The organism is Caproiciproducens puteiluti (genome assembly GCF_052442865.1).
Taxonomy (GTDB): domain Bacteria; phylum Bacillota; class Clostridia; order Oscillospirales; family Acutalibacteraceae; genus Caproiciproducens.
On the sequence record NZ_CP194790.1, the window covers coordinates 1,107,557 to 1,121,122 of the forward strand.

The following is a 13,566-nucleotide window of genomic DNA, read 5'->3' on the forward strand; positions in this document are numbered from 1 at the left end:
CGGAATAGATGGTCATAGTGAAAGGAAGAAATGTAATTATGATGAGACCTATGAAATTGGCAGGCAGCGAGCTTGTGTTCGGGAAAGGCTGCCTTGAGTACATAAAATCCGTCCCGGCAAAAAAAGCCCTGATCGTGATCGGCGGAAAAAGCATGGAACGCAGCGGCATCCTGCAAAAGGTGGAGAGCTATTTTTCACAGGCAGGTGCCCAAACGAAGGTTTTCAGCGGAGTGGAGCCGGACCCCTGTTTTGCGACGGTAAAAAGAGGGGCCGAAATGATGAAAGCGTTTGAGCCGGATATGATCGTCGCGCTGGGCGGCGGTTCGGTCATGGACGCCGCAAAGACAATGTGGGTGTACTATGAGCATCCCGAGCTCACCACTCTGGACGAAGTGCTGACCGCGAAGCCTTTTCCGAAGCTGAGGGGGAAGGCGCGCTTTATGTGTATTCCGTCCACCAGCGGAACCGCCAGCGAGGTTTCCCGTTCCGTCGTCATTTCCGATGACGAAACCGGAATGAAGCACGGGCTTGGCAATATGGAAATGATGCCGGATATTGCTGTCTGCGACCCGGAGGTCACGGCTACCATGCCCCCGCACATTACTGCCGAAACCGGAATGGACGCCCTTACCCACGCTGTGGAAGCCCTTGCTTCCAAACGGGCGAACTACCTTTCCGACATTCTCGCCCATGCGGCGGTGATTGACATTGTGAATAATCTGCCCAAAGCATATCAGAACGGAAATGACATGGATGCACGCGAAAAAATGCTGAATGCTTCCATGACGGCCGGCCTCGCCTTTACGAATGTTTCGCTGGGAATCGTGCATTCCATGGCGCATACGCTGGGCGGCTATTTCCACGTAGCTCACGGCCTTGCGGATGCGATCCTTCTGCCTTACATTATTGAATTCAACAGCGCCGACCCGACGGCCAAGGCGGTATATGACAATATGGCAAGGGATCTGGGGGGCGGCGACCTTTGCGAAATCATCCGGGACTTGAATCGCAAAGTAGGAATTCCGGCCTGCGTCAAAGAGGTTGTGCCGGACGAAGCGGCTTATATGGCAAAAGTCAGCGAGATGGCTCCTGTTGCCCTGGCGGATGGCTGCACTAAGACAAACCCGATTATTCCAACGGTCGAGCAATTCGTGGAGCTCTTTAAAAAAGTGTACTCCGCATAAAATCTTATCAGGACGAACGGAGAAAATATTTATGAATTTAATCTGCTATCTTTCCAACGGTTATCCAACCATTGCGGACAGCATTGAAATGGCGAAAACATATGTGGAGGCCGGCTGCGACATTATCGAAATCGACTTCCCCTCGCGCAACCCTTTTCTGGAGAGCGAATACATTTCGAACCGAATGGCTGAAGCGCTCAAAGCATGCGACGACTTTGACAAATATATGGAAGGCATGGTGCAGGTCAAAAAACTGCTTCCAAATACAAAATTTATCCTGATGGTATACGAGAACACCGTCGAGGAAATCGGAGAAAAGAAGTTCATTGATTTCTGTCTGAAAAACGATTACCGCGACATTATCCTGGTAGGATTGAAAGACGAAACCCTCAAGAACAGAATGATTGAAAATAATCTGCGCGTGAGCTGCTATGTTCAGTTCCAACTGATGGAGCGGGAAGTGGAATACGCGCTGAAATCCAACGGATTCGTATATTTGCAGGCCGTACCGGCTCCAAATCAAGTCAACCCCGCGTATCCGGAGCTGAAGGACTGTATTCGGTACCTGCGCGGCAGAGGACTTAAAAACCCGATTTACTGCGGCGTTGGGGTGCATACCCCACAGAATGCCTCAATGGTAAAAGCGGCCGGAGCGGATGCCGCGTTTGTCGGCAGCACTATTTTAAAGCTGCACGACGATAAACCGGCGCTTATTTCGATGATCCGCCAGTTTAAGGAACAGTGCTGATTGACAAGCGACCGGTGAATGAAAAAGCAAGCCCGATGCCAGCATTTGCAAGGCATTGGGCTTGCTTTTTTGACAGAATTTCCATTCGTCTCGTGTAATCCGGTCACAAAAATGACATCCCAAAATCACTTTGCACCTTTAGTATTCAGCGGCACCGCAAAATGTTGGGATATTTTGCTCAAAACACGTAAATTCTCTGGTAAAACGCGAATATCTTTTTCCTCCTGCGGAACGTATAATTGATTACAAAAATAGAAATCATTATTGTTTTTCAAAGGATTATTATTGCAGGAGGAGAGAAAATGATTAAAGTTAAAAATTCGGCAACCGCATTATTACTTGCTTTTTCAATGCTGTGCTCCATCATTATCATGACCCCGGCCGCAAGCGCGGAGGTCAAGGATTCCAATCCCATGGATTCCTGCATTACCGGCGTGGATATTACTTATACCAATGATTCTGGCCAGCACACGGTACAAATCAGAGATTCCGGCAGCCCGGACACCATCGAAATACAGGCGGGCACCACCGTGGGCCTGAAATATGAGTTCGCCCTTCCGGATGACATGGTGATCCACAATGGGGACAAATATACGATCTCCCTTCCTGAAAATTTACCTGTTGCCAACAGCTTTAAGGGTAAAACGGGGAATATTGGAAAGCTGGGTACTTATCAGATAAACGACGACCAAACGGTAACCCTTACATTTAACGATTTTGCGGCGACGAACGAGTCCCGCGGCGGCAATTTTTACGTGGAAACTTCGTTCAGCGGGGTATCGGACAGCGGGTTCCCCGTGCAGGATGTCGTGTTCAACGTCCAGGGAAATACCGTTACGGTTCCCGTGGAAACGGTTTATTCCGTGAAGGACCCCTCTATCGAAAAGAAGGGCAGTTATACCAAGGATTCCGGCGTTACCTGGACGGTGACGATTCATTCCGGAAATGACCGTGATAACGCGGGCCTGACGGATGCGATCGTTACCGATACGCCCGGAGACTATCAGGATTTTACGGGGAATGCTTCCCTGCAGATCGGGGGCGATGTTTCCCAGCCGATCAACGAAGGTGGCCCAACAACGCCGTATTATGAGGTGAAGGACAGCGGCATCGTGTTCCATCTTGGCGACATCCCCGCAAATACGGACGCGACAATCGTTTATACTTCCAAAGTCACTGATAAAATTTACCAGTTAAATCAGGATAAAGTAACACTTACCAACCATGTAAAACTGGGGGCCGCAAACATTACGAAAAATCCTTCCACTGACGGTACGGTCGATGTGCCGGTTGACTGGATTTTCAAGGGCGGAACCTACCATTCTTCAAACGATACAATCACGTGGACCATCGATGTCAATCCCGACAACCGGCCTTTGCCCGCGGGGGCGACCGTGACGGATACGCTGGCCAAATTTCTCAATCTGGATAAGAATACGGTTCAGGTGAACGGGTCGGATATCCCGGACAAAACCGGCGCGACCGGAGAAATCACGGAAAAAATTTATTATAAAACCGCCCCGGACAGTAACGGTCAAACGAAAGTAACGTTTTATTTTACCGAGGCAACGACCACCCAGCAGACCATTACTTTTACCACGAAGATCGACGGTAAATACTACAACACCAATTCCGGCGGTTTTAAGAATACAGCCACTTTGGATACTCCAAACCATGACGGCATTGGGAAATCCCGTCCTGCGGCGACCGGAACCGTCGGCCCGTCTTCGTCCGTCATTACAAAAGGGAAATCCGGTTCCTACAACCCATCCACTCACCAGCTGAGCTGGAAAATCACGGTAAACAGCAATCAAATGGCCATTACCAATCCCGTCGTCACGGATTCGATCGACAAGCGGTCGAACGGACAGATAGACAATCACCAGAAAATCATCGGCGTTACCGCCGCGCGGGACAGTATTTCGATTCCTCTCAGCCTGGGTACAGCCGTCGATACCGGAACGGTTCCGTTTTACTATATCAGTTCCGATGCTAGAACACTGACTGTTCATTTACAAGACTTCCAGTCTGGAGACAAACCTGTTGTCCTTACGGTTGTTTCCGAAGTGACGGATGCGTCCTATTATGCAGTCAATGGTACAAACACGGTGTACAACACAGCGGTCCTTACCGGAAGCAACAGCGCTGGCAGCATCAGCCAGTCCGTGACGGCCCAACAGGATGTCACAAGCAAGGTCATTGAAAAAACTGCTCTCGGCTACCGTTATGATGACAACCATTTGGTGAATTGGCAGATCGTTGTCAACCAAAATAACATGACCATGACGAATGCCGTTATTACCGACACCATCCCGGCTGGGCTTACCCTTCAAGAGAGCACCATTACCTTTAACGGTACTGCCGTGAAGACACAGTCAGCGGCGGGCGGCATAGCCCCTTACTATACTTTGGAAGGCTCCAAATTGACGATTCATCTGGGCAACCTGACGGCAGCCGGCACTGTCAAGTATGATACGGCGGTCGATATCGGTCAGTTCCAGAACAGCAATCAAACCCTTTCCTACAAAAATACGGCGAACCTCCATTTCGACAATGGAACCACCTCCGGAGAATCTTCCACGGCCACTCAGACCGTAACCCATTCCGTTGTTGAAAAGGGGTTTCAATATACAAACGGAAATCTCTATATTGACTGGAAGGTACTGATTAACCGCAATCAGGTACCGATTGGAAAAGAAGGAACGGAGGTCAAGATTACAGACAATCTGCCGGAAGGCCTGTCTCTGGACACCGGTTCCGTGGCGTTTTACCCGGTGACTACCAATAACGGACAGACTTTTACCAATGGAGCCCCTGTGACACTGACGAGGGACAATATCAGCTATCACGCTGCCACCAGGGAGTTTGTATTCACGTTCCCGAAAGATACGGATTTGTCCAAGGCATACCGGCTGGAATTCCGGACCTTTGTAACAGATCAGTCCAAGAGCCCTTTCAAAAACACGGTGAACTTTCAGGGTGTCATCAAGGACCAGAGCTCAACAAGCGGAAATGTCAGTATTGTTTACCAGTCGGCGGGCGGCGACGGATGGGGTTCCCTTCCGCTGGGCAGTATTACGGTGCTAAAGCAGGATGACAAAGACAACACTCCGCTTTCCGGCGCCGAGTTTACCCTTTACGATTCGTACGGCAATCCGGTGCAGATCCTTACTACGGACTCGACAGGCCGGATCGTTTTCAGCAGGCTGAGCTACGGAACCTATTCTTTGCGTGAGACAAAAACACCGGATGGATATAAAACGAGTACGTATTATAAAAGCGATATTCAGGTTTCTTCTGCTTCCAAAAATATCAATCTGACGGTGGGCAACACAAAGAATAATTCTACGCCCGACCCGGGAAGTTCCGAATCGTCCTCATCGTCCAGTTCGGAAAGCTCAAGCAGTTCGGAATCCTCCGCTTCCTCTACGCCGAGCAGTTCCAGCAGCAGTAGCCACGGCCATTCCGGCGGTGGCGGTGGTGGAGGCGGATCCAATTCGGATGCATCGTCCAGCAGCGCATCTTCCGCTGATTCTTCCTCCGTCAACTCCACGGAAATCATCGATGAAAACTCGATAGCGCAGGCCGGCCCCGGAAGCTCTTCCGCTTCAAACCCAAATGAAACCGTTCGTGACGATGATGTCGGCAAATCCGGGCCTTCTCCCAAGACAGGCGAAGCTCCGCTTTCTCTGCCGGCCCTAGGGACCGTCATGGGAATGGCGATTTTAACCGTAGTGGTACTGAGAAAGAAGATTACCAAAGAATAAATCATAAAGACTAAAGCCAGCCAATGTGAAATTGGCTGGCTTTTTATATCTTGACAGAAAAAATGACGCAACTTTTTCAAAATAAGGAAATTTGCTGAGTCTCAAAATTGCAGAAAAAATTTTTAGTTTGCAAAAGAATAAGGTAACGCGAAAGGGAAATTATGATAACATAATTTTAACATAAATTTTACACGAATGGCGGATAACTCTGTTAATCCGTCCAGCCAGTCAAAAAATATGCGGCGGTACAGCTGAACAGAATGACGGAAACAGATTGATCGGGGAAAACTTTTGGGAAGGATGGCGACAGAATGAACGGAAAATTGAAACCAAGGCAGTATGAAATACTGAAAATTTTAGTTACTTCTTCCGCCCCGCTGGACATCACGTTTTTTCGCGACGAGCTTAAAAAAAGCGAACGGACCGTATGGTATGACATCAATGAGCTGAAAAAAATCTGTGCGGAAAAAAACGTGGAAATACGCCACCGTTCAAAGTGGGGGTTCTACATACCGGTCGAACAGAAACCCAGGTGTTCGGAAATCATTATTGCCGGGCGGCCTGAAAAGGACGCGGGATTTCTGAAGAGTATTGAAGATGAGCGCATTTTGAACCTTTTTTTCTATTTCTATGTGAAGAAAAGAGACGTTACGGCGGAGCTGCTCGCCAGAGAATTTTATATCTCCCGATCCACTCTGATGAGAATTGTACCGCGGTTTGACGAATATTTCGACAGCCGGATTCATCTGTCCTCCCTGAAAACAGGAGGCTATGAGCTTCAGGGGGACGAATTTACCATCCGCCATATTCTGGCGGAACGGCTGGCTCAGTATTTCAAGGGAAGCTATACGGCGGAAGACTGGTATCTGCTTTTGCCCGATCCGTTGAAAAAATACATCAACCTTCAAAGGATCATTACGATCAGCAATGAGATCAAAAGAGTAAATGAACAGTATAATGTCTGGATTTCCAACAGCGGATTTTTAAATCTGCTGTCTTATTGCATTGCAGGCGATATACGGAAATATTTCTGCAGTCCCGGAGATTCTGCGGACGATTCGCAGGGGTATGCCGAAACTCTTTTAAAAAGGCTGAACAAAAAGATCGACAAAACGGAACTGGGCTATCTGAAAACCGTTCTGATGGAAAACGAAATCATTGTCAATATTCAGGAGATAGAGGAGCAGAAGGTCAATTCCAGCCTGCAGAAGATTCTGGAGTTTTTAAAAACGCAGGAAGAAAAAGGCAACTACAAGTTTGATATGACCTCTCTTTTCGATGATTTATACGGGCACTTGAAAAGCTCGTTATTCCTGTTCCTCAACGCGAAGGAGAAAAAAGAGGAGAACTATATTGTTATCCGTGAGGTAAAAGAAAATTACCTCGACTTCTACCGCATGTTTCACGCACCGGAAATACAGGCGATGGGCGCTTTCCGTACGTTGGGCGAAATGAATGCCTGTAACGGAGATCCGATTGCGCATTTTTCGTTTGGCCTGGGCTTTTTCTTTTCAGCAGCGGCTTCGACTGTTGCCGCCGGAGCGCTGTCTGGAGAAGTGTTACATAGAGTTGTTCCAAACTGGAGCGCAGCATCACTCTTAATTAAAAATAAAAATGTTGATGAAACAGTCCGCAATCCCGGAAAGATGTTTATAGCCGGTTCCGCAATCGGCGCGGTCGTGGTTGTTTTTCTGAATACCATGTCCCAGCTGATTCCGGAAAAGCTCTCCATGATTGCGAAAAACGTGTTGACTCCAGCTACAACATGGCTGATCAACCCGGTCATGCCCGCCATCTTCTGGCTGGCCGCCATTGACGCCGGCAAGGTTGTCGGTATGTGGGCAACGGTACTGGGCGGTATTTCTGCACTGGTATCCGGAAACGCGGTACCCGGAATCGTACTTGGGATCCTGATTGGAAAGTCGGCAGAGGAAAGTGGCTACAAGAACAAGATGGTTCAGATTTTGATTGCCATTGTTACTGTCATGTTCATTGCCATTGCTTACTTCAGAGGATTCTTCGAGAAATTTATTTAGGAGGAGACAGAAGATGGAAAACAAAACCTTTATGCAGAAATTTGATGATTTTATGATGAAGGACAGCACCTTCATCCTTCTGGTTATGGGAGCGGCCGCGGCGATCTTCTCAGGAACCTTTATGTTTATTAAGTTCGGTACGGGTGCCTTCAACGACATTTCAATCGTTGCCATGCTGACCGACGGGATGAGCAGCGGGGATTACGCGGCTGCCGCCGGATTTGCCGCCGGCTTCCTGATTGCCCGAGTTCTGGAAGGTCCGCTGGTCGGCTTGATGGATATTGGCGGCAGCCTGATGACCGGTGTAGGCATCGGGATTCCAGCGGTATTTCTGTCTATGGGCTGGAAGTTCCCGTTCTCCAATTTCTTTTCGGCACTTCTCGTCGGTGCAGTTATTGGAATTGTCATTGGCCTTGCAATCATTATTATCCGTAAAGTTGTGCCGGAAGGCATGGCGGTCGGGGGCACCAGCGTTATGATGGGCGCCGGAAACGCGGTGGGCCGTTACCTTGCTCCCCTGATTATCGTTGCGGCGACACAGTACAATGTCTATGCGGGGATCGGCGCGGTCGTCGGAGCAGCAATTTTCTACAAGTGGGGAAAGGAAATGACCGGCGGCGCAATTTTGGGCGCCATGATTCTGGGTGCAATTTTTCTGTAATGAACAGTGAAAGGGATTAAAGAGAAATAAAAATGAGTGTATATCAGGATATCGGATTAAAAAGGGTGGTTAACTGCTGCGGGCGCGTAACCCTGCTGGGTGTTTCCACCCTGAGCGATGAAGTTGCCCATGCAGCGGTCGCCGGGGGACAGTCTTATGTGGTAATCGAGGATTTGATCAACCGCGCAGGCGAGATTATTTCCCGGTATACAGGGGGTGAGGACAGCTGCGTGGCGTCCTGCGCTTCCGCCGCGATCTGCCTGACAGTGGCCGGGTTGATCTCAAAAGGGAAAAAGTCGATCATGGACCGCCTTCCGGACTCCGCAGGGCTTCCGAATGAAATTGTTCTTCAGAAGGGGCACAGCATCGAATTCGGGGCGCCGATGGCGACGATGCTCCGGCTTGGAGGCGGGGTGCCGGTGGAAGCGGGCACCGTGAATGAAGTCGTCCCCGAGGACGTGGAAGAGGCCATCAACGAAAGAACGGTTGCTTTGCTGTATGTCAAGAGCCATCACTGCGTGCAGAAGGGAATGCTGGATATCGAAACAATGCGGAATATCGCGCACCGTCACCAGCTTCCCCTGATCATCGACGCGGCGGCGGAAGAGGATTTCCGGAAATACCTTGCCATGGGAGCCGATCTGGTGGTGTACAGCGGGGCGAAGGCTCTGGAAGCGACGACCTCCGGATTTGTGACCGGGAAAAAGGAATATATCGAGTATGCCAAAAAGCAGTACCACGGAATCGGACGCCCCATGAAGATTGGCAAAGAAGGCATTATGGGCCTTTTGAAGGCTTTGGACCGCTATGAAAACAAGGACCGCGAAAAGGAGGTCAAGGAGAATCTGGAAAAGGTACGGTATCTGTGCGAGGAGATCAACGGGATTCCCGGCCTGAAGACGGTTCAGATACAGGATGAAGCGGGCCGGGCGATTTATCGGGCCAGAGTGACGGTGGACACGGCGGTCAGCGATAAAAAGATCGAAGACATCAACAGGGAGCTGCGCGCCGGGGACCCCATCATTTACTGCCGGATCGAATTTCTGAATCTGGGCAAGCTGGACCTTGACCCGAGACCGATGTGCGAGGGCGACAAGGAGCTGATTGTAAGCAGACTGAAAGAAATTATGAAGGGATGAAATCATGGGAATCAATTACTATCATCATCGTGTATGCCTGAACGTGCTGGCCGGAAGCCTGAAAAACGCGGAAGAAATCTATCGGGCGGCGGAAAAACATGTGGAGGTCGGCGTGCTCTCCGCCAGCTATCCGGATGTTCCGAGCGCGGTAGAGGATATGAAAAAATACATGGATGTGCTTGAGGGAAATCTCTCTGTCGGGCTGGGCGGCGGAAATCCCGCTCAGTGGAAAGCAGTCGCGGAAATTGCAAAGGAAGTCAAGGCCAATCACTTTAATCAGGTGTTTTCCGCGGTCGGCTATACAAGGGCAAACGTGGGGAATGAGTCCAGCCATATCAATGCCCTCGTGTCCCCCTCCGGAACGGCCGGAATGGTGAAGATTTCCACCGGGCCGCTGTCCAAGGACTGCGAACAGCCTGCGATCATTCCGGTGGATACGGCCATTGCCATGATTCGGGAAATGGGAGGGAACTCCATCAAGTTTTTCCCGATGGGCGGCCTGAAAAGCAGGGAAGAGCTGAGAGCGGTAGCGCAGGCCTGTGCCGGAAACCATTTCATTCTGGAGCCGACCGGCGGGATCAGCCCGGATAATTTTCGTGAGATCATGGAAATTATCTTACAGGCAGGTGTGGAAAAAATCATTCCGCATGTTTACAGCTCCATTATTGACAAAGAGAGCGGAAACACAAAGATTGACGCAGTAAAGAATTTGCTGTCGGTCGTAAAAGAAATCGTATAAATTTAGAATTAGGATAAGAAGATATGAAAGAATTTACTTATACAATCAAAGACCAATTGGGCATTCATGCAAGGCCCGCCGGGATGCTGGTAAAGGAAGCAAAAAAGTTCGGCAGTGCGATTACCATCCGCGGCAAAAACGGAAAGAGCTCGGACGTTTCCAAAATTCTGAACCTGATGGCGATGGGTATCAAGCACGGCGACGTCATCACCGTACAGGCTGACGGTAAGGACGAGGAAGCCGCCATCTCCGCGATGAAGGCACTGGTTACCAACAATTTATAGGAGCGGCAGCCCGTCTCGGGCTTTCGACGATTTCCGGAGCTCCGGCGGCCCTCAGTTTGAAAGTCTCAGTACAAAGCGAATGTAAGCCGTACAGCCGGTACAGGTGTTTTTAGCACCCGTACCGGCTGTACGATTATCGGACCGCAGTATTACTGAACGATGCCGGGAAGATCGCCGGGAAGATCGGCGGTCGGCTTTGTTTTTTTGCGGTTTCGGATTTCAGCGGAAATCAATATGATTATAGGAAAAATCACTTCAAAAGGGGTCATAGAAATTACCAGAGAGGGAATCCGGTCAAAAACATCGCTTAGCTTTTGTAGATCCAACAAGCTGGTTGTCAATATGATAAGAGTACAGGGAACGACCAGAAATTTTTGCTCCGTATTGCGGAGAATATGAGAGAGCCCTAAAGAGGCGGAGTAAATCAAGACACAAAGCTTTATAGTCCCGGCAAGCACCAGATTTATGCCGACCAATATTTCAAACCTTTCGAAAAAATCTCCCAGTGAAGCCGTACTGATCGCCGCGTCGGATGAAAAATAATAGACGGATGCCGACGGTCCTAAAACCAACACATTCCGCAATCCTATCACTAAGTGTGTTAATGTAATCAGCAGCATAGAGTTTACAAGAATTTTTCTAATGTTTGCTTTTTGCTCCATTTTGGAAAAGAAAGAAAGGCAGACGAACGCTTCCGACCATGGAATGATAAATATTTTATAGGACGAATTCAAAATCATTTTCAGATCGGAATCCATCATCGGCTTTAAATTTCCCAATTCCATACTGCCGAGGCAAATGAGAGTTGCAATGACCACAAAGCCGATCACAAATTTTATCAGAAGATTCGAAGTGCGGGCGATCGTTTCGGCTCCGCACGTAACAGCCGCTATGGTTATCATAATGAAAAATATGGAGGTAACGTTTCTTGGGGTAGTGTCTAAAGCGGTAGTTTTGATGTAAAGACTGAAGGAGCCCAGTACCCTGTAACCGATAAACAGGGAAAAAAACACGCTGATAAGCGACATTACGGTTCCGAAGAAACGCCCGAAGATGGCAAACAGCATTTCGTACAGATCCTTTTCCGGATAAAGCTTTGCTAATCTGATGTACAGTGCTGCCATCGGTATCATGAAAATGGCCGCAAGTAAAATCGATACCCAGAAGTCCTGCTTTACATCTTTATCGGAGCCGAAAAGGACAAGAGTCCCAAACCAGAACATATAAAAGAGGCTTGTCATCTGTTTTCCCGTTATTTTGTAATTTGTCATTCTGTCTGCTTCCTCGCGTGAACAAAAATATTTTGTAATCGTCAATAATCATTGCTATTATTCTCAAGAATAGGGTAATTTACTCTAAATGCGATGAGGGAATTTGATTTCATGCCAAGAAAATCCGGTTCAAAGGTTACTCAAGCCATCTTGCATATTGTGGGTTTCTAACCGCTTTTTATACCCCGAAAGCACCTTCTTTCCTATGCTTTATCTTCATACGCTGCAAAACCGGAGGCCGGAAAGCTTCCGGCTTTTTTTATTCCGATTTGGAATGGTTTAAAAACAGGCTGCGGCTCGCTGTAGATATTCTTTATGTGTTACCAAGAAAAAGTTTATGCATTGTCATCCTGTGATTGACATTCGCCGCATAAAACATATAATGTTTTTATTAAAACAGATATGAATACTATGAATATTCGGGCCGCTATAGCTCCGGCCAGCAGAACAGATTTCATTCAGAAAGATTTGTGGTTCTTGCACTGTCTGTAAACCAAGAAAAGAAATGAGGAAAATGTTGTGGGAAAATTATTTACATCTGAATCAGTAACCGAAGGACATCCGGATAAAATTTGCGATCAGATATCCGACGCCGTATTGGACGCGCTGATCTCTCAGGACCCGTCTTCACGCGTAGCGGTGGAAACGGCCGTTTCAACCGGATTGGTGCTGATTATTGGAGAAGTGACAACGAAAGCGTATGTCGATATTTCCAAAATAGCCCGCCAGACCATCCGTGAAATCGGGTACGACGGCCTTGGCGGCGGATTTGACGGAAATACCTGCTCTGTTCTTGTTTCCCTTGACGAGCAGTCGCCGGATATTGCGCTTGGCGTTGATCAGGCATATGAGAACAAAGAGGGGAATACGGAGAAGGATTACGGGACCGGAGCCGGAGACCAGGGAATCATCTTCGGGTATGCGACGAATGAGACGCCGGAATATTTGCCGCCCGCCATTTCCTTCGCCCACAGGCTGGCCAGAAAATTGGCGGAGGTGCGCAAGAACGGGACACTGGGCTATTTAAGGCCGGATGGGAAATCACAGGTCACGGTGGAATTTGACGACGCCGGAAAGCTGGCCAGAGTGGATACCATTGTTGTTTCCACCCAGCACAGTGAAGAGGTACCCTTAGAGCAGATCAGAGAGGATGTCATCAAGCATGTCGTTCGGACGGTGATCCCTTCCGACCTGCTGGATGAAAATACAAAATATTTTATTAATCCGACAGGGCGCTTCGTCATCGGCGGTCCGCAGGGTGACGCCGGACTGACCGGAAGAAAGATCATCGTAGATACGTACGGTGGGACCGGACGGCACGGCGGCGGAGCTTTTTCGGGGAAGGACCCGACCAAGGTGGACCGTTCCGCGGCGTATGCGTCCAGATGGGTAGCGAAAAATCTGGTGGCGGCCGGCGTAGCCGATAAGCTGGAAATTGAAATCGCTTATGCAATCGGCGTAGCGACTCCCGTATCCGTATCGGTGGATACCTTCGGGACGGGAAAGATCGAACACGGCAAAATCATCGAGATCATCCAAAACGTGTTTGACCTCAGACCGGCCGCCATTATAGACGCGCTTGATTTGAGAAGGCCCATTTTCAGACAAACGGCCGCATACGGACATTTCGGGAGAATTGATATCGACCTGCCGTGGGAGGCACTAGACAAGGTTGATGAAATCAAAAAATATTTGTAATTTGGGATATGGCCGTTATGCCAATCAAGTTTTTCCAGC

Annotated in this window: 10 protein-coding genes; 9 read left to right on the top strand and 1 reads right to left on the bottom strand. The window is 48.9% G+C overall.

Annotated elements, in window-relative coordinates:
* Positions 1-38 precede the first annotated feature (38 nt).
* The 8 genes from ACRQU7_RS05235 to ACRQU7_RS05270 all read left to right on the top strand — a co-directional run bounded on the left by ACRQU7_RS05235 (position 39) and on the right by ACRQU7_RS05270 (position 10,558).
* The gene (locus ACRQU7_RS05235) at positions 39-1,184 is read left to right on the top strand and encodes an iron-containing alcohol dehydrogenase (RefSeq protein WP_444644275.1); all 1,146 of its coding nucleotides are present in this window, start codon (positions 39-41) and stop codon (positions 1,182-1,184) included.
* A gap of 31 nt (positions 1,185-1,215) precedes the next feature.
* Positions 1,216-1,932, top strand: a complete 717-nt coding sequence (locus ACRQU7_RS05240) for a tryptophan synthase subunit alpha (RefSeq protein ID WP_444644277.1) — start codon at positions 1,216-1,218, stop codon at positions 1,930-1,932.
* Positions 1,933-2,234: 302 nt separating this feature from the next.
* The gene (locus tag ACRQU7_RS05245) at positions 2,235-5,699 is read left to right on the top strand and encodes a collagen binding domain-containing protein (RefSeq protein WP_444644278.1); all 3,465 of its coding nucleotides are present in this window, start codon (positions 2,235-2,237) and stop codon (positions 5,697-5,699) included.
* 311 nt (positions 5,700-6,010) lie between these two features.
* Positions 6,011-7,735 (top strand): DUF4311 domain-containing protein, encoded by a 1,725-nt coding sequence (locus ACRQU7_RS05250; RefSeq protein ID WP_444644279.1) that lies wholly within the window; start codon positions 6,011-6,013, stop codon positions 7,733-7,735.
* A gap of 13 nt (positions 7,736-7,748) precedes the next feature.
* Positions 7,749-8,396, top strand: coding sequence for a DUF4310 family protein (locus tag ACRQU7_RS05255; RefSeq protein WP_444644281.1), 648 nt, complete (start codon positions 7,749-7,751; stop codon positions 8,394-8,396).
* Positions 8,397-8,428: 32 nt separating this feature from the next.
* Positions 8,429-9,535 (top strand): DgaE family pyridoxal phosphate-dependent ammonia lyase, encoded by a 1,107-nt coding sequence (locus ACRQU7_RS05260; protein WP_444644283.1) that lies wholly within the window; start codon positions 8,429-8,431, stop codon positions 9,533-9,535.
* Positions 9,536-9,539: 4 nt separating this feature from the next.
* Positions 9,540-10,274: a 2-dehydro-3-deoxy-phosphogluconate aldolase gene (gene dagF, locus ACRQU7_RS05265; protein ID WP_444644285.1), complete on the top strand. Its 735-nt coding sequence runs from the start codon at positions 9,540-9,542 to the stop codon at positions 10,272-10,274.
* A 23-nt stretch (positions 10,275-10,297) separates the two neighbouring features.
* Complete coding sequence (locus tag ACRQU7_RS05270; RefSeq protein WP_038323019.1) at positions 10,298-10,558, top strand: HPr family phosphocarrier protein; 261 nt, start codon at positions 10,298-10,300, stop codon at positions 10,556-10,558.
* A gap of 149 nt (positions 10,559-10,707) precedes the next feature.
* Here ACRQU7_RS05270 and ACRQU7_RS05275 read toward each other — a convergent pair whose 3' ends face one another.
* Positions 10,708-11,829, bottom strand: a complete 1,122-nt coding sequence (locus ACRQU7_RS05275; RefSeq protein WP_444644287.1) for a GerAB/ArcD/ProY family transporter — start codon at positions 11,827-11,829, stop codon at positions 10,708-10,710.
* A 519-nt stretch (positions 11,830-12,348) separates the two neighbouring features.
* Between ACRQU7_RS05275 and metK the strand changes: the two genes are divergently transcribed.
* Entirely contained in the window at positions 12,349-13,527 is a 1,179-nt protein-coding gene (metK, locus tag ACRQU7_RS05280; RefSeq protein ID WP_444644289.1) for a methionine adenosyltransferase, read from the top strand.
* Positions 13,528-13,566 lie beyond the last annotated feature (39 nt).